This window comes from Pseudomonas sp. GM84 (assembly GCF_000282535.1).
Taxonomy (GTDB): domain Bacteria; phylum Pseudomonadota; class Gammaproteobacteria; order Pseudomonadales; family Pseudomonadaceae; genus Aquipseudomonas.
The window spans coordinates 47,423-67,133 of record NZ_AKJC01000325.1 but is presented as its reverse complement, the minus strand read 5'-3'; the positions used below and the strand labels follow the sequence as shown (position 1 = coordinate 67,133).

26 protein-coding genes are annotated in these 19,711 nt (G+C 60.7%); 1 reads left to right on the top strand and 25 read right to left on the bottom strand.

The window, feature by feature from the left end; genetic code table 11:
• Positions 1-299 precede the first annotated feature (299 nt).
• The 8 genes from PMI38_RS23705 to PMI38_RS23670 all read right to left on the bottom strand — a co-directional run bounded on the left by PMI38_RS23705 (position 300) and on the right by PMI38_RS23670 (position 4,618).
• Positions 300-848, bottom strand: coding sequence for a glycoside hydrolase family 19 protein (locus tag PMI38_RS23705; protein ID WP_008099791.1), 549 nt, complete (start codon positions 846-848; stop codon positions 300-302).
• 14 nt (positions 849-862) lie between these two features.
• Positions 863-1,198 carry a phage holin family protein gene (locus tag PMI38_RS23700; RefSeq protein ID WP_008099790.1) on the bottom strand — a complete coding sequence of 112 codons (336 nt, stop codon included), beginning with the start codon at positions 1,196-1,198 and terminating at the stop codon, positions 863-865.
• Between the two features lie 336 nt (positions 1,199-1,534).
• Positions 1,535-2,281: a LexA family transcriptional regulator gene (locus tag PMI38_RS23695; RefSeq protein WP_081502578.1), complete on the bottom strand. Its 747-nt coding sequence runs from the start codon at positions 2,279-2,281 to the stop codon at positions 1,535-1,537.
• Between the two features lie 308 nt (positions 2,282-2,589).
• The gene (locus PMI38_RS23690) at positions 2,590-2,895 is read right to left on the bottom strand and encodes a hypothetical protein (RefSeq protein WP_008099785.1); all 306 of its coding nucleotides are present in this window, start codon (positions 2,893-2,895) and stop codon (positions 2,590-2,592) included.
• A complete protein-coding gene (locus tag PMI38_RS23685; RefSeq protein ID WP_008099783.1) occupies positions 2,892-3,185 on the bottom strand; it encodes a hypothetical protein in 294 nt (97 codons plus the stop codon). The genes PMI38_RS23690 and PMI38_RS23685 overlap by 4 nt, the downstream gene beginning before the upstream one ends.
• A gap of 74 nt (positions 3,186-3,259) precedes the next feature.
• Entirely contained in the window at positions 3,260-3,484 is a 225-nt protein-coding gene (locus tag PMI38_RS23680) for a hypothetical protein (RefSeq protein ID WP_008099781.1), read from the bottom strand.
• A 13-nt stretch (positions 3,485-3,497) separates the two neighbouring features.
• Positions 3,498-3,995, bottom strand: coding sequence for a DUF2514 domain-containing protein (locus PMI38_RS23675; RefSeq protein WP_008099779.1), 498 nt, complete (start codon positions 3,993-3,995; stop codon positions 3,498-3,500).
• Positions 3,992-4,618, bottom strand: a complete 627-nt coding sequence (locus tag PMI38_RS23670) for a glycoside hydrolase family 19 protein (RefSeq protein ID WP_008099777.1) — start codon at positions 4,616-4,618, stop codon at positions 3,992-3,994. Before PMI38_RS23670 ends, PMI38_RS23675 begins: the two co-directional genes overlap by 4 nt.
• A 131-nt stretch (positions 4,619-4,749) precedes the next feature.
• Between PMI38_RS23670 and PMI38_RS27185 the strand changes: the two genes are divergently transcribed.
• Entirely contained in the window at positions 4,750-4,893 is a 144-nt protein-coding gene (locus PMI38_RS27185) for a hypothetical protein (RefSeq protein ID WP_157214891.1), read from the top strand.
• Between the two features lie 32 nt (positions 4,894-4,925).
• Here PMI38_RS27185 and PMI38_RS27180 read toward each other — a convergent pair whose 3' ends face one another.
• From PMI38_RS27180 to PMI38_RS23590, 17 genes are all read right to left on the bottom strand, one after another.
• Positions 4,926-5,681 (bottom strand): hypothetical protein, encoded by a 756-nt coding sequence (locus PMI38_RS27180; protein WP_008099775.1) that lies wholly within the window; start codon positions 5,679-5,681, stop codon positions 4,926-4,928.
• 12 nt (positions 5,682-5,693) lie between these two features.
• Complete coding sequence (locus PMI38_RS23665; protein WP_008099773.1) at positions 5,694-7,457, bottom strand: SGNH/GDSL hydrolase family protein; 1,764 nt, start codon at positions 7,455-7,457, stop codon at positions 5,694-5,696.
• Positions 7,458-7,496: 39 nt separating this feature from the next.
• Positions 7,497-7,979: a hypothetical protein gene (locus PMI38_RS23660; RefSeq protein ID WP_008099771.1), complete on the bottom strand. Its 483-nt coding sequence runs from the start codon at positions 7,977-7,979 to the stop codon at positions 7,497-7,499.
• Between the two features lie 11 nt (positions 7,980-7,990).
• Complete coding sequence (locus PMI38_RS23655; protein ID WP_008099770.1) at positions 7,991-11,089, bottom strand: host specificity factor TipJ family phage tail protein; 3,099 nt, start codon at positions 11,087-11,089, stop codon at positions 7,991-7,993.
• A complete protein-coding gene (locus tag PMI38_RS23650) occupies positions 11,061-11,480 on the bottom strand; it encodes a hypothetical protein (RefSeq protein ID WP_008099768.1) in 420 nt (139 codons plus the stop codon). The genes PMI38_RS23655 and PMI38_RS23650 overlap by 29 nt, the downstream gene beginning before the upstream one ends.
• 3 nt (positions 11,481-11,483) lie before the next feature.
• Positions 11,484-11,966: a DUF1833 family protein gene (locus tag PMI38_RS23645; protein ID WP_008099766.1), complete on the bottom strand. Its 483-nt coding sequence runs from the start codon at positions 11,964-11,966 to the stop codon at positions 11,484-11,486.
• Positions 11,963-14,371 (bottom strand): phage tail tape measure C-terminal domain-containing protein, encoded by a 2,409-nt coding sequence (locus PMI38_RS23640; protein ID WP_008099765.1) that lies wholly within the window; start codon positions 14,369-14,371, stop codon positions 11,963-11,965. Before PMI38_RS23640 ends, PMI38_RS23645 begins: the two co-directional genes overlap by 4 nt.
• Before the next feature lie 30 nt (positions 14,372-14,401).
• Positions 14,402-14,602 (bottom strand): hypothetical protein, encoded by a 201-nt coding sequence (locus PMI38_RS23635; RefSeq protein ID WP_008099763.1) that lies wholly within the window; start codon positions 14,600-14,602, stop codon positions 14,402-14,404.
• A gap of 17 nt (positions 14,603-14,619) precedes the next feature.
• Positions 14,620-15,096 carry a phage tail assembly chaperone family protein, TAC gene (locus tag PMI38_RS23630; protein WP_008099761.1) on the bottom strand — a complete coding sequence of 159 codons (477 nt, stop codon included), beginning with the start codon at positions 15,094-15,096 and terminating at the stop codon, positions 14,620-14,622.
• Between the two features lie 3 nt (positions 15,097-15,099).
• Entirely contained in the window at positions 15,100-15,591 is a 492-nt protein-coding gene (locus PMI38_RS23625; protein WP_008099760.1) for a phage tail tube protein, read from the bottom strand.
• 62 nt (positions 15,592-15,653) lie between these two features.
• Positions 15,654-16,022 (bottom strand): DUF3168 domain-containing protein, encoded by a 369-nt coding sequence (locus PMI38_RS23620; RefSeq protein ID WP_008099757.1) that lies wholly within the window; start codon positions 16,020-16,022, stop codon positions 15,654-15,656.
• Entirely contained in the window at positions 16,019-16,504 is a 486-nt protein-coding gene (locus PMI38_RS23615; RefSeq protein WP_008099755.1) for an HK97-gp10 family putative phage morphogenesis protein, read from the bottom strand. The genes PMI38_RS23620 and PMI38_RS23615 overlap by 4 nt, the downstream gene beginning before the upstream one ends.
• Entirely contained in the window at positions 16,497-16,838 is a 342-nt protein-coding gene (locus PMI38_RS23610; RefSeq protein ID WP_008099753.1) for a phage head closure protein, read from the bottom strand. Before PMI38_RS23610 ends, PMI38_RS23615 begins: the two co-directional genes overlap by 8 nt.
• Complete coding sequence (locus PMI38_RS23605; protein ID WP_008099751.1) at positions 16,838-17,314, bottom strand: head-tail connector protein; 477 nt, start codon at positions 17,312-17,314, stop codon at positions 16,838-16,840. The genes PMI38_RS23610 and PMI38_RS23605 overlap by 1 nt, the downstream gene beginning before the upstream one ends.
• Before the next feature lie 2 nt (positions 17,315-17,316).
• Complete coding sequence (locus PMI38_RS23600) at positions 17,317-17,562, bottom strand: hypothetical protein (protein ID WP_008099749.1); 246 nt, start codon at positions 17,560-17,562, stop codon at positions 17,317-17,319.
• 41 nt (positions 17,563-17,603) lie between these two features.
• Entirely contained in the window at positions 17,604-18,818 is a 1,215-nt protein-coding gene (locus PMI38_RS23595; RefSeq protein ID WP_008099747.1) for a phage major capsid protein, read from the bottom strand.
• Positions 18,815-19,702, bottom strand: a complete 888-nt coding sequence (locus PMI38_RS23590; RefSeq protein WP_008099746.1) for a head maturation protease, ClpP-related — start codon at positions 19,700-19,702, stop codon at positions 18,815-18,817. The genes PMI38_RS23595 and PMI38_RS23590 overlap by 4 nt, the downstream gene beginning before the upstream one ends.
• Between the last annotated feature and the right edge of the window lie 9 nt (positions 19,703-19,711).

The window sequence follows — 19,711 nt, the reverse complement described above, 5'->3', positions numbered from 1 at the left end:
AGCGCCGCCCGCGCGGCGCATCGCGGATGAATCCGCTCCTACATTTGTTGCAACGTGCCACGGTTTGTCAGGCCATGGTTGTCCGCCTTTGACGCTCGGCGAAATATCGCGTCGACCACCCGCACCAACCGAAAAATCGCGTCGTGCCAACAAGGCTGGCAACCATGGCCTATCAGGCATAGGTACGTTGCAACAAATGTAGGAGCGGATTCATCCGCGATGCGCCGCGCGGGCGGCGCTCGATCTCATGAACGCTACAGAACTGATGCCAAGCACCCGCAACGCATCAACCAGGTGACTCAACCCAACACCTCGCGCGCCCGCGCCCAGAGCGTAAGACGGTCCTTCAACCCATTGAGCCCCCCATTGATATGACGCGTAATGCTGTTGAACTCGCCCCGATCAGCCAGGCCATTGAGCCCGCGCGAATGCCAGAACCACGCCGCCGACTCACAGGCCCAACGCGGTTGCTCGAGCAGTTGCGGTTGTGCCAGCAAACGCTCGTCGCCAAACAGCGCATGGCTGCAGGCCTGATAGTTGTTGCGCCCAGTGACCTGGATCAGGCCGCGCCCGCAGTACAACTGGCCATCGCCATCCGCCTGCGGCGTATTGCCCAGGCGCAAGGCCAGGCTACTGGTGTCATAGCGAGCCAGATAGCGATCGCTGCCCAGTTCCTTTACATGGCGGAACTGCCCGGACTCATGGCCGACCTGGGCGATGAACGCCGCGACACGCTTGGGGTTGTCGATTTCCCAACGTGGCAACGTGACATTCAGTGCAGCAAGAAAAAAGCCCGCGACGGGGCGAGCGTTGGGCAAAATCTGTAGCAATTGCGTTTCTGTAAGCATGGTTGATCTCCTCGCTATTGCTCATCGGACTGCGCGCTGTCGCACAACCCCAGACGCCGAACCGCCCAGCGCTCATACATCCGCATGGCCACGTCGGCACCCCCTACCGCGGTCATGCAGCCAAATGCGCTGGCCGCCCAGATCGACAGGCCGCCGGCATACAGCAGCATCACCGTCGATACCCCGCAGACCATGCATGCCCCGGAGCGCAGCACCAACCGTCGCAACAGCGACCAGCCTTTGGCGCCAGCCTTGTCGGCCCGCCACATCTCGCCGCTCAGGCCGCCCAGCAATGCCAGGACGATTACCAGCCAGAGCGGCATTTCCAATAACGCTTGTTGTGCGTTCATCGCTGTCCTGCCTCCTGCGTGATGCCTGCCGGCACTGGCCAACAGGTCCGTTGTGGGTGAACTCGGCATTCCAGCTTTACGCTGTACACCCGGGCCAGTTGCCAGCCCCTGGACAGTTGAGGCCTGCCCATCGCTGCCTGTGTCACAACCGGTATGCGTCCGGCTTGAAATACACGATATGCATCAATGCATATGCAGTCAATGCGTTTCTGGAAATATCTATGCACTACTTTTTGCTGATATGCATGAAGGCTGTGCACGATCGGGCTTGTAGGGATTTTCTGCAGGCGAAAAAAAACCCGCCGGGGGGCGGGTTTTTCCTCAGGCCGGGGGCCGTCAGCGGGCGTACATACCCCACCAGAACACATGCCCGAGCAGGCTGATCTGCTCGTCCTGCATCTGCTGGAAGCTGTAGTCCTCATCGGGGTGCTCGTCGCGGTTGAAACTGCGCAGACGAATACCGGTAGGCAGGCGGTAGACCTGCTTCACGCGCAACTGGCCATTGTGGTTGATGGCATAGAGGTCGCCATCGATGATGTCACCGATCGAACACTTTCCGGTATTGACCCCGACCGTGGCACCATCGCGCAGCACCGGCAGCATGCTGTTGCCGCGTACCGTCACACATTTGGCCTGATCGAATTGCACGCCATTGTGCCGCAGGCTGCGCTTGCCGAAGCGCAGGCGCGCGCGCTCGCTCTCTTCGATGACAAATCTTCCTGATCCTGCTGCCAACTCGACCTCGCGAAGGAAAGGTACCGACACCTCGTCGTCCTCGACGGGGGTTTCATCGTCCCACAGGCTGATGTCGCTGAGGTCCGCGTGGCCATGGGCCGGCAGTGCGGCCTCCCGCGATTGGCCAAGTTCGGCACGGCCACGCAACTGCTCGGTGCTGACACCGAAGTAGTCGGCGATCTTGGACACATGCTTGTCCGAAGGGTCGACGATCTTGCCGCCGAGAATACGCGACAGGGTGGATTGCGGTACGCCCGTGCGCCGGTGCAGCTCCGTCGGGGACAGGCCGTGGCGATCGAGCAGTTCTCTGAGTACGATGGCTACATTGCGTTTTTGCATAGCGTGCATAATGCAAGGGCGCTACACGAAATGCAACGTACCCGAGTGCGCACGCACGTCCATGGGCGTCTGCCTGCATCTCGTTGAAAAAGCCTGTACCATTGCCGGTTTCACAATCGCCAACCAGATCACCCGCTGTAAGGCCCTGAATGTCTGATCTTTCCGCACACACCCCGATGATGCAGCAGTAGTGTGAGAAACAGGCCTCAGGCCGCGCAGTTCGCGGCCTATGCATCGAGGCTGTCTAATATGCATTGGCGAGTTTGACCGACTTTCGCCCAGTAAAACCGAGTAGCTTCAGCTCAGTTTTAGACAGCTTAAGCACCCATCCCAGGCGTTCTGCCGACCACGATCCGTCCTGGCTCGTCCCTTTCCCACTCTTTCGCTGATTCATACATGAACAAGCCGATGTGATAGGCATCCTCGTGCTCCATCAGTGCCCAGTATCTGGCAGCCTCAGCAAGCTCAAGCATGTCCGTCAGGTCCTCGGCACTGACCTCCCGCCGGCGATGCGCGGCATGGGCCATCTCGCCGAGCACAGCGGCTCGGCCATCTGGATCGGTGATCAAGGCAAATTGGTCGTCAAGCTCGGCCAGCCAGGCCCGCGGCAATCTGCTCATCATTCCGCCCTGCACCACCACGACTGCGCATAGAGCACGCCGTCGATGTCTTCAACCCCATTGATGTTCATCCCGAGTTGGGCCATGCCGTTGACCTTAGCGTCATGCAGGCGCGGGATGATGTCCGGCCCGGGCGTCGGGTTGAACACCCAAGCCTGGGTGGCCACACGGCCTAATGGCTCACTCTGGTGGTCACCGATGTGGATATCGGCGCGCAGGGGCTTGATCTTCCTGAGCTGTTCGGAAGGGATGGCCACGCCATTCACGCGGCGGCGCACGAGGAGGAAGTACATGGGGCACCGATACTGTATAAAGATACAGTATCGTATAGGCGGGGCCCGCCGTGGGCAATTGCCGATCAGCGGATCTAGTGCAGTGGGGGAAGATCTTTGCCGCGGGCTTGGGCCACGACTCGTAGCTGGTAGTCGGAGACAGCCTGGAACAGCGACTCGGCCAGCAGGTGCAATCGCTCCACCTCTGCAGCTGGTAGCCCGGCGGCTTCTGCTGCGTGGTACTGCCGCATGGCCTCGATCGCCTGCTTGATGAGCGGCTCGCCCGCCTCCACCAGCCCAATGAACGTCCGTTTCTCCACCACCGTGCTCCGATCAGTTGATCAGCGCATTATAGGACGCTTCGCACGCCAGCCCGGCTATTCGGGCACGGTCATAAGCTTTCGCCAGCTCTCCCGCTCGAGCGTCAGCCCGGTCGCGCAGTTCGGAGAGCACCATTGCGGCGCGGGTGGCTGCCTGGCCTCGGGCGACAGCGGCGGTATCCGTGCCGGGGCAACTGATGGTGGCGGCGAGCTTTCCTGCTTCGTCGCGCAGCCGCTGGCCAGCAACATCGGCGCCAGCAGCGCCAGCATCAGCAATCGTTCGTTCTTCCTGTGCATGGGCTCGCGCCTCCTCCTGCGCCTGGGCGCGTCGATGTTCTTCCTGGCGGGCGCCGCGCTCGCCGATCACTTCGGCCAGGCGGTCGCCGCTGTCCCGCTGCGCCGAAGCCAAGCCCGCATTCGCTCGCTCCACAGAGCGGCCGTGCTGGTACATCAGCCAGTAGGAGCCCAGGAACACCAGCAGCAGCGCGCACCTGATGACCCAGGACTTCATGCCAGCACCCGCAGCGCCAGGTCATACAGCGCCTTCCGCTCGGCCGCGCCATGCGGAACCCGGCCCGGCTGGCCAGTGTTGATGACACTGCCGATATCCTGGATGCGGCCGGCGTCGGCCATTTCGTTCAGCCCGTGCTTCGCCCACCACCAGGCAGCAGAATGGGCGGCGTTCTCGGCCTGCTCGAGCAACCCAGGATCGTCCTCCAGCGGCAGGCCCAGACCGGCGCCAGCGGCGCGATAGTTGGAGCGGCCGGTGACCTGCAACAGGCCACGTCCCCGGTACTGCCAGCCGTCGCCGGAGGACTCGGGGCCGTTGCCCATCCGACTGCCGTAAACCTTGTTGGCGATCTTCTCCGGCTGGCGGGCATAGCCGGGCGCGGTCTGGCTAGTAAACCTGGTGGGCCAGGTCTTCACCAGGGCCTCGGCGCTGTAGTTCAGGTTCTCGACCAGGTTCCGCAGTTGGCCAGATTCGTGGCCGACTTGGGCAAGAAAGGCAGCCTGCCGGACACGGCTATCGATCTTCCAGCGCGCCATCGCCCGGTTCAGTGCAGGCAAAAAAATGCCCGCAACTGGGCGGGCTTTGGGAAGAATCTGCAGCAGTTGCTGCTCGGTTATGGTCATGGTGACTCCGGGCACACTAAGCCCTCCCAGCTGACGGGAAGGAAATGTAGAATAGGTTGAAGAGGAAATTTGTTGCAGTTGTGATACGTTTCCTCATCGAATGAACATGTCCGACAAGGAAAGCTAAGAGCATGCAACACTCAGTTAAAGAAAACGAATCCAGCCAGCTTCCTAAGGTTTTTACCGAAGTTCAAGAAGCAAGGGTGCGGGAAATAATTCAAGAAGAGATTCAGAAAGCGAAGGTCGAAGACCTAGACGCTGTGAACGAAGAATAATCAAAGGGCCGCTCTTAAGCGGCCCTTTTTATTTATACCGTGACACCAAGTCGCTGCATGCGCGTTCTCATCCGCTCCGCAACAAGGGCAATCTCTTCGTCGGTCAACGCCTCCGAGTAAATCGCGATCGAGGAAATATCAACCTCCCCCGGAAACTGAGAGAAGGCGCTGCCAATTCGGAATTTATTAGCGGTAAGTGCACGCTGTGTTCCAGCACTTCCAACAACTTTTGAGGCGCGGGTAATGTTCTGGACCAAAGTGCCTTCGGTGTCGGATGCTCGCAAGACCCGAATACCCCAAGCAGTAGGGTCATCGGCAGTCGAGACCTGACCGACGCTAATCCCACCGCTGCCATTGCTCCGTGCGGCGGTCGAAGCGAGCAGCGCAGCGCCGCCTGGGTACAGGGTGACCCCGGTCGAGTTTCCGGGAATCCCCGGGGTTATAGACGGGCCGGAGAAGGTGCTCGCATAGACGGGTCGAGGATCTGGAGTTGGAATTGGGTCAGGAACGGCGACGGGCGAACGACCCACCGCGATGATTGTAACCTTCGCAGTATCAGGAGCTTCGGTCTGAATGAAGTTCACAAGCGATTTGAAGCGCCCATGGGTCGAATATGCTACTGGAGATCCTACAATTCTCCCGTTTGGCTTATAGGGCGCACGATTGAAACCGAAGCGGGCAGCATCGGTGTCGAAAGTGAACCAGGCCTCAAGTCCGCGAGTCACTGGCGCAATGACTTTGGTATTCCACGGAGCAACAGTGTCCTTGGAAATAAGAAGAATACCCATTTTAAATCCTTATTAAATGATGTTGAGCTTGAGGCCTGCAACGTATGGAGCCATTGCGCGGTAATACGCATAACGGGCCGAGCCAATCGGGTGAATATCGTCCGACCAGTTTCCAGAAATAAAGCCATCCTCCCCAGGAGACGAAGCAGGCAATGCGTAACCTGCTTCGTGGTTGGCCATTGCCCAAAGCGGCGCAACTGTTACCGAAGAACCGATGTCGATCGCCGACTTCTGGATTCCAGCGATCATTTTCGTGTAGGTGGAGCTCCAAAGAGCATTGCGAGCATCATCAACCGCGGTTCCAGGCACCGACCTGAGGATTTTCGCGCTAGGCCATGCCGCCTTGATTTGCGAGTGCATAATCCGATCAGCGTCATGAATCTCGCCATAAATCGAGCCAGGAGCTACGAAGTATGCATCGTTCGTTCCGAGCAGGCTGACCACCACGTCGGGGGTATCCAGACCGAACCTGGCTTGATAGAAAGCGGGATCAAACACATATCCGTTGCGGACAAGGTCATCTCTGTCCTCTGGCGTGGCCGCTCGAAGGAACGGGTTGTATCCAGCCTTGGCCGACTTCGCCATGGCCAGATACGAAGCCTCTTGGCCGACTTCCACTATCAGTCGACGGTTAATAGCACACGTGTAATCCCGGGCCTGCCAGCCATGCCGCCCTTCCCCCAGCAGCCCGCTAGCTCCGTTCGCGCCCTCGCTTGGCCCTGCTCCTCGAAGGGTGCCAATGAATATAGGGGCGAAACCAAGATCCCTGAGGTACTGGTCGAGAATGTATGCTCCGGCATAATTAGTGATGCTGTCGCCGATCATCAGGATCTTGATGGGGGGGGATCCCGTCTGCACGGGGACGTCCTTGATGTTCAGCTGCATGAAGCGGCGTGCATCCGGGTTAGTCCTGGTACGCAGGCTGAGGACCGCCTTGTCACCATATGCCGAATGGCTTACCGGAATCACCTCACCCAATGCAGACGCACTGGTGCTCATGCTTCCCAGGGACGCAACCACATCACCAACCTGCTCCCGCCTAGGAAGAATACTGGCCACATGGATTTTGGTATCTGATACCGGAGACGTAGCTATCAGCGGACAGAAAAGCAATCCACCTTCCAGAGGATCGGGTCCAACATCTTCACCAAACAGCGACATTGGGTCGCTAAGCGGATTGAGGATCGCACCGTCAAGATCCGTTACGAAAATTCCTGGCTGGTCTGTTACATGCATTTCCAGCGGGCCCAAGATCGTCATCTTCTCATCGGAGTAGAGCGACATGGCACCTTCTGCGTCGCCAATTGCGAGTCGGCCTGGCAATGATGCTACTTCGAATGGGATGGTGGTTAGCCGCTTGTCTGTGGCGAGCAGCTGGAGACCGCCCTCAGGATCACAGACCTCAAGAATCGCGACTTCAGGCGAGCTAGATGGCGAGCTCTTGACGAGACTAGAAAGCGTTTCAACAACGTCCGCGGATGCCACCCTGCCAGCGACAACAGCGACACCTCCATCGTTTCGATAACGGGTCTCGAACGTCCCATCAGCCCCAGGAACCGTGAAGAACCGATTTTGAGTACCGGTACCATTGGTTTCCAGCAGACCTTCCTCGATTGACGGATAAGTCCCAGTACTGGCCATGAAATCGGCATAGATCTTTTTGAGGGTTGGCTTTGTAACGCCGCTGATGACAACGTGGTCGGCATCCGACAGGAAAAGCGAGTTGGCGTTGTTCACCAGCTCTTCAAAGAGCTTGAGGTCAGAAGCTCCGCTCATATTTACTCCATGTAAAAAACCACCGAAGTGGGCAGGAAATCAGGTAGCCGGCGCACCGGACCAAGAATGGGTGTACCAGCGCTGCAGCAGGTTCCGCAGAGCAGCATTCATGACTGGCAGGGGCATACCGGCAAGCAGAGAGGTGAACTCAGCCTCATCGACGATGGGCAGTTCGAATAGCTCGAGCTCCGCAGTGTACCGCCACAGGTCGGCGCCAACCAGCTCGGGCACCACCGGCGTATCAGTGAACCGAGCCCGAGTAGGCTGCAGGCCAAGCGGAGTTTTGATCGGACACAGGAACCAGTCAGCCCACTTGATCCCCCACTTGCGCCACCCGTCGAACAGCTTTGCTTGGGTAGCCGTGAACATCCAGGAAACGTTGACGAGGGTTGGAACCGTCCGATAGCGCCGACGTTGCATTGCTCTGCCGGTCACCAGCGGTGTGCGTACGATAGGGCTCGCCGGTGAAAAGCCGTACCCCTCACGCAACGGCAGCGGAAGGTCGTCAGGTATCGAAAGCATCAGGCCTTTCCTCAGGTCGGTGCGAAGTTGTCGTCGTCGGCGTACACCCGCACGTCGTAGTTCACAGCCTCGACATCGGCGGTGAAGTCTTCCGGGGTAATGGATTCGATCAGGATCGGGTAGCACCACCGGGTGGTCGTTCCGAACAGCAGGTGTGGCGGCTCGATGTCCCAGGACAGATCCGGCTCGAAGTCCAGCCCAGGCACAGTGAGCCGCGTTTCATCCACCCTCGTCGCCCGCCATGGCCCGCTGAGCGTGCCGTCTGGGCGGCGCAGGCCAACAACGTGGCTTGCCCCTTCAACCCAGGTAAGCGGCTCGGAGCTTTCCAGCAGCGTCTTGCCATTGCCTTCTTGGAAATCAACCAGAATGGCACTCTGCCCATAGCCCGGAATGTCATCTGCGGCGGCGCAATAGCTCTTGTACCGGCTGTTCATCGCGGCGAGCTCCGTGGAGAAGCTGTAGCCATGCCGCTGATATTTGTAGCGTCGCCTTTGCCGCATGCCGATGCGCCAGGCCCGGTCACGATTGATCACGCCCTGCAAGGTGACCTTCTCGGTTTTCGCGCCCACATCCCCAGGCAGCCGGCACTTCACTGTCTCCTTCTGCCAGGTGTCTTCGTCCACATACTCGACATCCACCCCGTCATAGTCATCGGGGCGCACCGTGGTGAACTTGCGGGTGAGGCTGGTGACCATGCTTTGCGGGGTGTACATGTGCTCGAACACAGAACGAGGCTCATCCCGCACTGGCCGGATCAAGCCCCTGTCTATGGTCAGCTCAGCAAACCCCGCCATCAACGCCGTGTTGAGCGCCTCAAGAACGGTCTCCTGCGTCGACACTTCCAGATCGAACTTGTCACCGCGGACCTTCCAGATGGCATCGAGGCGATCCAGTTCAACCAGATCAAGATCAGCGTCTGTGTAGCCAATGGTTCGGGCCACATGAGCAACCCACGGCACGATGTCCCTCGTGGGTGTCTCGACCGCCCAGGCACCACCACTGCGGACGGGTAGAACCCGCGTCGGCCGGACCGAGACCATGGTCTGGGATTGGGCCGAAAGCCGGTTGCTGCCCTTGATGTAGACGACCATCACCGTCACATCCTGGTACCGGCGAGGCGCGCGCTCGATGCGACCTCGCAGGCCGAACCACTGCACCCGATCCTGTTTGTTTGAGCTCGTCGACTCCTCGCCAATGCGGCGTACTCGAACCTCAGGCCGGATAGCCGTTGGCAGGGAGATCTTTCGCGTGTAACCCATCTGATCGGGCGATGTGGCTGTGTATGTGGAGGTCAGGGACGTCCAAGCTCCAGCTGTGGTGATGTCGCGGTATTGAATCTCGACATGCACACTGACCTGGCGCTTATTGCCGTTCTTCTCGGTATAGCGGATCAGGCCCTGCGGGAAGAAGAAATCGAGCTCAAGGCGGCGCGTCACCTCGCCTTCCGGGACGGCTGCGATCGGGCCAGACCAATCGCCCTCCATGGTCGAGCCGTCCAGCACGATGTCCACGCCATTGGTTTCAACCGCATCAAAGCCTTCCCATTCATCGTCCTCGGCTCCGGTATCGGTCAACTTAGTGACAGTGATGGCGGAAGGGCCATGCGCTTCACTTCCTGGAGTGTCCTCGTCGTATTCCTCGGAGTCATCCGAGACCGCCGTGATCCGGTACCGAAGGTCACGGTATCCAATGGTGGATGGCAGCTCGCCCGTCAAGAGGCCAACCACTGGCGCGCCGCCGTCGTAGGCCAAGGTCATCTTGGCGAATTGCCCATCGGCTGCAGCCTCGGATTTCACACCGGTCACGAACACCGGGTTTTGCCCGAAAACATCGGATGTAGAGCCGGTCAGACCCAGCGCAACGCCAGAATACGGCGCGGCCTGTTCTGCAATGCGCAGCCGGCCGGACGATACGCTGGCCGCCAAGGGTGTTCCGGCAAGCGCGCTGTTCACCGCTGTGACCAGGCCAGCCAGATTTGTGGCTGCGCTATTCAGCGCGACAGGGAACTCACTGGCGCCGCGGGTTACTGTGAAGGTCAGCGGCGCCATGTCGAAGTCGAACCGGGTTGGAGCAGCACTCCCGGTAATCATGGATGCGCTCCCAGGCACAGCTGGCGTGCCAGGCACCTCAGGAACGTAGGTGGCCACGACGTATTGCCCAGCATTGGCCCCGGTGATTTCCAACTTCATGCCAACAAATGGCTTCAGCATGGGCACGTGCTTGCCGGTGATCACCGTGGCACTGCCATCGGCAGGCGCGATGTAGGTATACGGGTAAGGCAACTCGATGCGCGCGATCATGCCGCTGTCCCAACCGGACGGGAACCATCCGGCGCCCTCAGGCACCGAGAGCACAAAGTCGCTCGCCTGGACTGCATTGCCAGAAAATTGCTGCTGAACCACTATCGTGGTGGTCAGCGTCAGGCCGGCATTTCCGGTGTTGGTAGCCCCTACCTCCGTTGAACTGTGCCACCACTGGGCGGCCGTTTCGTTGCCCAAGTCCTGCCCTGGGCCATAAATCGTGTAGCTGGCAGTCGAGCCCAGGGAAGAGATCGGCGTGTCACCAATCAGAATGTCGCTGGGCAGCACCTGGTACTTACCCTTGCCGATGCACAGGAGCAGTTCTGCCCATTGCTCGGTAGGGTCACCGAAATAGCGATGCACCGGGACCAGGATGTCCGGATAGCGCTTGGGATGACCGGCCAGCTCAGGGATCACATCATTGAGTGCCGGCTGATTGCCCTTGACGGTCGACAGGTTGAGCTCCCGAGAAGTCCGGTTTTGCATGCTTGGCGTGGTCGGCTTCACCGGATCGAAGGGGTTGCCCAAGCCGAATAGCTTGGCCAGCGGGCCAGGCTTGAAGATGGTCTTGAGGGCACTGCCCTTCGGCTCAATGAAGATCGACACATGGTCGCCGGGACCAACCTCAACTTTTCCCCAGGTGGCCGGGGCAACCAACTCACCGTTCACTGTGATGCTGATCGGCGGTACCGGCCGTGGCTCATAGCCCCGGACTTTGCCCTTCAGCCAGGCCTCAATCGTCGTGGCCTGATCCAATGGGTGGCGCTCAAGGGGGCCACCCTCAAGCTTGCTCGGAAAGATCTCGATCACGATGGTATTTCACTCTCGGGTAGGACCGCTCGAAGTCGATCAGGCGCATGTTGGTCACTCCAGCGATGGGGTTGATCTCGAAGACCCGCAGCTCCCCGTCGATCGGGACGACGACCCCAACGTGCGTGCACAGCCCGCCATGGATCACGGCGGCGATTGCCCCCGGAACAGGCGGGCCAACGGGCATCAGGTCGGAGTACTGGGCGTAGGCTCTGGCAGAGGAACGAAGGTCCCGGCGATCTATTGGGCCGAAGGACGGCAGCGGAGGCAGACCGAGCACTTCCTCACGGATGGCCAGGACCAGCCCCCAGCAGTCGAGAAGGTATCGACCACCCACGGCCTCGCCCCGCGCCCCGTCTTCATAAGTCGCGGTGAAGTATTTGTCGTACATGGGTTAGAGGTATGTCAGCCCTGGGGCAAAGTCGGTGGTGTAGCGGGCCCTATTCCACATCATGTTGATCAGGTCGTAGTAGCCGGCCTCGACTTGGATAGTTGGACCATCCATGGTCCCGCCGAACGAGGTCATTCGGTACGGCCTGTCAGCAGGCTCGCCGGGCACGGTGAACAGGTACTCGCGGTAAACGATCGTGACCCTGGCCTCGGCCACAAGCGAGGCGTCCAGCAGTTGCTGGGCCTCTCCGGTCACGTTGTCGATGACGAAGGTCAGCGTCTGCGCGCCGGTGTTGTCCTTGGCCGGCAGGGCCACGTCAATGGCCGAGGCCAAGAACGTGACCGTTTTGCCGGCCTCGGTAGTTGCCCGAAAATCTTCGAAGTCCTGGACCAGGTACAGCGTCTTGTTCCAGGCCGGGCACGCGATCTCCAGTGTGGAGATGATGTCATCCCCGCCCGAGGCGTAAACGACTTCAAGCGCCGTCATTTCGGGTCCCTCCTCAGGCCATAGGCCGCGCCGGTGGCACGACTCACTTTGCCGGTACCGCGGGCGAAGCCGTTGGCGATATGCTCATCGGCTGCATCCAGGATCAGCTTCAACTCCCCATCGGAGAGCTCACGCCGAGCCGTGACGGGTGGGCCGTTGTTGATGACCTTGAGCGACCCCGGCTGAGTGGAAGTTTTCGCTACGCTATCCAGCGTTCGGTCAAGCTTCGCGCTGGTCTCGGCGGTGGTGACCCGCTCGCCCTTCTTCAGGTTCCAGGTACCGTCAGCAGGAACGGAGTCGATGCCGTCGTGGGCCTGGCCGTCGAGCGAAGCGCCGACCGCGGTCATCAATACGCCAGCGGCGCCGGCGGCAGCGATCGCAGCGCCGGGCGCAATCGCTGGCCCAACGAAAGGCACGCCGATCATTGCGGTGAACGCGCTCAGCGCGGCCATTGCCACCTGGGCCGCCGCATATGACATCAGCGCATTACCCATCGAGCTGATAAACGTGGATGCAAGCCCCTGCACATCCAGCTTGCCGGTCTCGACCCACTCTGTCATCGCGCTCTGCAGGTTGCTGAACGTGTCAGCGCCGACGTTCTGCATGTTGCTGTAGAGGTCCATGGAGGCCTCGGCCTGAGTGGCGAAGCCGCTGATGAAGCCGGCGGTACCGTTCTGCTGCAGCTTGTCGAGGTCCTGGTGGTATCGCTGCTGCATTTCCAGGCGCTCGGCCAGCGCATCCTTGAGCACAGAGGTTTCCTGCTCATACACGGACTGGCTGATCTTGTCCGCGTTGCGCTGCTTGAGCAGGTCAGCCATCTGATCCTGATAGTCCTGCTCGATTGCCACCATCTCCAGAGCGCGCTGCCGTACCTCGTCGCTGTTGTAGGCGTTACCGAAGTCGACATTCAGCCCGCGCTGATCGATTTCCAGCTGGTGCTTCACCGATGCCTTGAACTGGCCAACAGCCTGAGCATCCTCGTTGGCCTTTTTCAGCTGCTTCAGTCGATCAAGCTCGATGGCTAGTTGCTCCAGTTTCTCCTGGCGCTGCTCGCTCAGTCCCTGCAGGCTTCCTGACTCAAGCTCAAACTGGAGCTTGGCGACCTCCGTGGCTTCCTTGCGCTTGTCCGTCTCGGTGTTGATGAGGGCAATCTGTCGCTTGTAGCCCTCCTCCGCTGTATCGAACTGGCCCTGTAGCTTTTTCGCGGCCGCTTCTGCGGCTTTGGCGGCCTCCTGCGCCTCGGCTGTCGGCGCCTTGAACGTACCCTTGGCGCCTTCCTTGTTGACCAGAGCAAGTGCGTCGGCAATCTCTTTTATCTTGCCGCTCGCCTGCCCCGATGACCCGGCCTGGTCTACCCGCACCCAAAGCTTGTTGTAGCGCTCATCCAGCTTATCAAGGTCCTTCCCGACCTCCCCGGCAAGCCTCGACGAGTTTTCCTGGATCTTGTCGATGGCCTCGAGCGGCTTCGACATATCGACGCCTTCGAAGGAGCCGCCGATGATGGTCACCAGCCCGGAAATTGATCTACCAGTGAGCTCAACCGCGTACGCCAAAGCCAGGGCAGTCTTGGCGCCGAAGTCCATGACCATGCGCAAACCATTGGAGAGCGCAGTCATCGTCTCAGTATCCTGACCGACGTCGGACAGAATTACTGAATAGTCGCTCAGCGTTGGCATGAGCGCCGCCGCCAACTGATTCTTGATGCCGGCCATTGACTGCTGGGCCAGCCAACCGGCTGCCGCCAAGTTCTTCGTCGCCGCGATCGTTTTCTGATCCATGATCGCGCCGGCCTTCTCGGCGGCATCGCCCAACACATTGAACCCAGCGCCGTTATCGCGCAGCAGCGGCAGCAAGAGCGTTGCGTCGTTCGCCAGCGATTCCATCTGCTGGGTCATTTCCGCCTGACTCAGGCCAGCCTTTTCCAGGCTGCTCGCGAACAGCTGCAAGGCCTGAGGACCGGAGAGGTTTCGGAACTGCTCGGCCGTTACCCCCACCTGGGGGGCAATCGTCTTGAAAAAGTCTTGCAGCTCGCCCCCGCCGTTCAGCAGGAAGTCACCGACCTTGTCGTTTACGTCCTTGAGAATATCGGCGAACTTGTCGGACTCGATTCCGACCGCCTTGGCACCGGCGGCGTAGCGCTGGAATTCATCGGTGTTGCTTCCTGCAACAACAGCCAGGCGGCTGACTTCATTGGCAGCGTTGACCGTGGAAACGGTGAAGGCCGCGAGAGCCGTTATCCCGGCTGCCACTGCCGCGCCGACTGCGGTACCGACTGCCTTAGCGTTTTTCTCGACATCCTTCCGCCATTTCTCGGAGCTCCGCCCGGCCTTGTCCATACCCTCAACGAAGCCGCCTACCTTGGCGATGACATCCAGGGTCAGGGTGCCCAGAGACCTAGAAGCCATACCCTTCTCCAACAAATCGAAACGAACGGATCACGCCCAGGTGCTCATCGCCTCTTCGAGCGAGATCTCCCGGTTGTCGTGTTCATGCGGGGCAAAGTCCGCAACGGTGTAGGGCGCCGGCCGCTTCTGGTGGTCGCGGTGCACATTGGCCGTCAGCGCCGCGAGCACGGCCACCGAACGCTCAATACGCATGCCCAGATGCAGAGAGCCGCGGCGCTGCCGGAACTTCACCCAGGAGCGAAACTCACTCAGGCTGAGGGATTCTTTGGCTTGCGCGATCGTCTGCCCACCGACGCCGGAGAGGACGAGCTCGTGCCAGACTTCATCGAGTTCGGTGAGCTCTGCGTCTTTCCCAGGTCATTGACCTCCTGGATGGCGAAGAGCAGAGCAACCGACAGAGCCCCATCGAGGGAGCCCAGACGCTTGGTGCTTTCCGGGTCTTTCGCAAGCTCGACCGGATCAAGCGGGCCATGGGTGATGTCCATGGGGCTGCTGAACACCGGGTTTCCCTCCTCGTCACAGATCGAGGCCGCGATCTTGCCGGCAATACTGTCCTGCTTGCCGTTGAACGAGAGCACATCGCTCACGGCAGTCTGGTAGCCGAGAGGACGAACGAACACGGTCGCATCGAAGTCGGTGCCGTTCTGGCGCCACTTGATCTTCTTTTCCACTGGGCGCCCAGTGAACGACCCTGCGCCCTTGAGCGCGTCGAGTGTCAGCTTCATGGGTTACTCCTTGATGATCCAGTTCAGCTTGCCGGAGCGCTGAATGGTTGCCGCAGTGCTCACCGAGGTGTTGCTGGCAAAATCGAATGGGAAGTCCGCAACGTACCCGGCGAACAAGCACCAGGTGCGAGTGGCTGGGAGCTCGAAGTCATCGCCGGCAGTATTCACCGTCGGGGCGATGTCCTTGCCGTCAGACCAGCCCAGCGCCCACAGGATGTCCTCGTCGCTATCATCCTGGGACAGCTGGAACATGCGAACGTGGCTAGCATTGCGCGGATCGGCCAGGATGGTGGCGGTAGCTTGGCCTGGGGTGCGCAGACCCTTCTTGTACTTTCGCTCGGTATCGGCCAGGCAGGTGTCGTCAATCTGATCTGCCGGCGAACCGCCTGGGTTGAACGCGGTGAGGCATTCAACCTCCATCACGGTCCTTGGGCCTGTGCCGCTCAAAGGCCGCACCAAAGCATAGAGCTGAGCGCCCTGGGCTTTCATCGACATGGGTTATCTCCAGTCAGAAATAAAAAAACCCGCACTCGGCGGGCATGGGTTAAAGCGATTCTTCAGCGGTAAACCATCCAGTCCACGTCGAAGCTGGCTCGGTAATTCTTTGTTTCGGGGTCGCGGCCTTCAGCGCCCCAGCGGGTGACGTATGCGTCCAGTTCGATCGCATCGCGAATGGCGTCCCTGACCTGTCGCGCCTTATCGCCGGTGGCGGCGTACACGTCGACCTGCAGGGTGAAGCTGTCTACATCCGGGCGGCCGGCCAAGTAGTTCTCCGGCTCGCCCTTCACCAGATGCCAGACCGCATACGGCTTGACCACACCCTCCGGCGCCTCGCCGAACGAGTACAAGCGCAGGCTGCTCCCGTTACCGAGAAGCGCGGTCACGCCGGCATCTTGGGAGCAGACCTGAAAAATTGGTGGAGTCATGAGGATGCCGCCTTCTTCGCTGCGCGCCGGATCGCCCGGTCAATCGACTTCTCGTATTCGGTTGCGAAGGTGTTGGTAACCTCGCTGATGCTGTTGGCCAGGGCTGGACGCATGAACGGGGCGGCCGCCATCTGCTCGGTACCGAACTCGATCAGACGCCAGTGCGGTGTCGGTGAGTTCGGACTGAGGTCGCCGCCGTCCTTGAGCACCGCGCCGTGCAGCACGCCAATGCGGAAGCCGAGGTCGCCCGTCTGCTTGAATAGCTTGCCGTTCCAGCGCAACGCGATGTTGTCGGAGATCGCCCGGCCGGTGGCCTTGTCGTCGATTCGCTCGGCTCCTTCCTTGGCCTTCCTCACCACCACTTGGGCGGCCTTCCGTAGCGCGGCCCGACCACCCTTTCGGCGAATGTCATAGCTGACCGAGTCCAACTTCCCCAGCAGGCTATCCAAGCCGGTGATGCTGAACTCGACGCCGTCAGCCATCTTTCACCCCTTTCGAAACGAGGATCGTTAGGTACTCCAGCCCGGACTTATCGTCCTCCAGAGGCGGGCCTTCGATGCTGTACACCTCGCCGCGGTAGACGATCCGCATGGTGGGCAGCACACCTTGGCGATACCGGATCACCATGCGCGCTGTGGCCTCGGACTGATCCGCCTTTGCTGCGACCAAATCGCGGGCTGACAACGGCTCAACCCGGGCCGGGCATTTCGCCCAGCGTGGCACCCAATCAGGTTCACCAAACTCGCCGTTCGCTTCATCGCGAACGAGGGTGAACTCCTCGATGTCGATCCGGTGCCGGAGCTTGCCGGCCTGCATCACACACCCATCCGGATGCGGTGCGGCATCAGAAGGTGCTGGGACGCCAGCGGCAGCTCGGTGGCAATGGTGCCGGTAACGACATCCTCGCGGTTGGCGAACAAGTGGCCAAGCTTGAGCAAGCAGGCCGCTTGGATCTGGGCATTGATCACCATGCCATAGGCGATTGCGTCGGCCTGGTCGTAGGCGTCGGCCAGTACCTGACGGGCATGCTCGAGCAGGCGGCAGCGTAGCGCGTGGTCCGGCTCGCCCTCTGCGTCAGCCACAGCGGCGGCATTCGCCTCTTTGGCCGCCCGCATCGCCGCCGGCACGCCGGCACGGGCCTGGTCGAGCGCTACCTGATCCAGATAGAAGCGTCGATTGAGGAATTGCATCGCCGCCCCTTCTGCCGCATCAAGCTGTTCCTGTACCAGCACCTGGTCGTCTGGCTCGGCCAGCAGGTGATGCATGGCAATGTCGATGGCAATGACGGACATGATCAGTCAGCCTTCTTCTTGGCAGTGGCCTTGATCTTGGTATCGGCGGCTACCGAGGCAGAAGTAGTTGCGGCCGGCCGAGCATCGCCCTGGGTCAGGTCGACCAGCGCCTCATCGTCGCCTTCATGCTTCTCCGCATACCCCTTCTGGATGAGCTCGCGGCCGTGCTGTTCATCGGTGATAAACGGGCTACCTTCAACCAGGGTTTTCCCACCCAGGTAGAGCGGCTTCAAGGGCTTCATCTTCATGACAGCCTCCAGTGGGCCGCCGCGCGGGCGGCCCATTCAGGTCAAGGGGTGGTCGGAGCGGTGAAGTTGCCGTAGATGAAGGCCTCAGGGCGCTTCACCGCCAGCGCAACACGCTCCTCGCAGCGGATCGAGATCATGTTCTTCTCGAAGTCGTCGGCGTTCTCGGTCGAGATCACCACGTTGGCGTCCTCGCGATCGAACAGCTGAGCGCCAGTCTGGAACGCGCCGGTCAGGAACTTGCCCTGGAAGGCGGCGATCTCGGTGGCAACGACAGGCAGGCCCCACAGCAGCGGACCGGTCAGGCCCAGCGGGTTGGCCAGGATGTAGCGGCCAAGGGTGTCCTTGGTCAGTTCGATCTTTGCCCAGTCGATGAAGTGCAGAACGTGGCCCGAGGCAGGCAGGCGCGCCAGTTGCGCCTGCAGCATGGCAAGACGCAGGTCATCGATACCGGACTGCTGCTCGACCTCGAACGCCGCCGCGAATGCGGTGGCTTGCGGCACGATGCCGTGCAGATGAACGCCAGTGCCATCACCGAACAGAATTTCCTGCTCTTCGGCATACTTCAGGCCGTAGCGCATTTCGGTATCGATGGTAGATTGCAGCTGCGCGAAGTCGTCCAGAATCTGCTTGGACGCCTTGAACATGTGAGCGATGGTGCTCACCGGGGTGATCTTGGTAGCAAACTGGATATCGCTGTACGGCTTGGCGGTGTTCTCGGCCACGACGCGCGCGGCGTTGGTGAAGCCGGTCTGCTGAACCCAGAAGATCGCGGGAGAAGTGGTTCGGCCCGGGGCAATCAGGTCGCGGATGAACAGACGCTGCTTCGGCTCGGTATCGATGCCTGGCAGGCGCTGCGGCTCAACCACGCCCTCAGCAACGCCGGAGCTGATCAGGGCAGCTTGAACCGGAACGCTCACACGGCGATTACCCTCGACGCTGGCCGCAAACTGCTTCAGCGCTTCGCTCTTGATAACGACGCCGCCAACGGTGTCGCGTGGGGTCGCAGCGCTGTTCCCTGGGTTGCGCACCAGCTCCTGCTCCATTTCACCCAGGCGGGCCTTCAGCTGCTTTTCGGCTTCGGTGAGTGAGTTGAACTTGGTGGCCAGTTCGTCGACGGTTGCCTTGGTCTCGCTCGACAGAGAGCCTGCCTTCTTGGCTTCGGCCAGGGCATTTTCGGCCTGCTTGCTGAATTCATCGGTCGCCTTCTTCAGTTCGGCGGATACGTTCTTCAGCAGATCTGCGGTGGATTCGCTCATGGTTTTGCTCCGGTTTGAATAGCTGCTGCCGAGAACCGCGCGAGTGCGGCTTGTAGGTCGGCGATGGGGTTGGCCAGTTCGGCCGGTGTTTCGGCAGCGTTCTGCTTGCCGGAGCTGGTAGCGCCAGGCGTACCAGCTTTGAGGTCTTGAATCAGCGCGCGCCGGTCGGTGCGCGACATGCCTTGCTTGGCGAGAATCACGTCCAGGCGGCGAGCCGCCACCTGATGAGGTGCGGAGGCCTGCGGGTCTTCCTGGATCGCATCCGAGGCAAGCAGGCTGTCAGCGAAACCTGCCTCTATCGCGGCGCTGCCGCCCATCCAGGTCTCCACGTCCATCAGCTTGCGCATCGCTTCCGGCTTATCGCCGGTGCGAACTGAGTAGATATCGGCCAGCGTCCCGTCGATTTGCTCGAGGAAGTCAGCTACCTCGCGGATCTCGTTACGATCTCCTGCGGCCATGGTCCAGCTGTTGTGGATCATCAGGAAGCCGGCCCGGGCGACCTGGACTTCATCGGCGGCCATCGCAATGAAGGATGCGGCCGAGGCAGCCAGGCCCAGCACCTGGACGGTCACCTTGCCTTTGTGCTCGCGCAGCAGGTTGTAGATGGCCAGGCCTTCGAAGACATCGCCGCCAGGGCTGTTGATCTTCACGGTCACATCGTTGTCGCCGATGGAGCGCAGCGCAGCGCTGATCCGCTTGGCTGTTACGCCTTCGCCAGTCCACCAGTCGAAGCCGATCGGGTCGTACATGGTGATAGTGTTGTCGTCGGTCGCGGCGGCCTTGATCGACGGGTTCCAGCGCTCCAGCGCCATCGGCATGAGATCGCAGTGGATCTGCGCGCGCGGGCGTGCCGCCGGAGCCTCCGGAATGGTCTTCAGTGTCATGAGTTACTC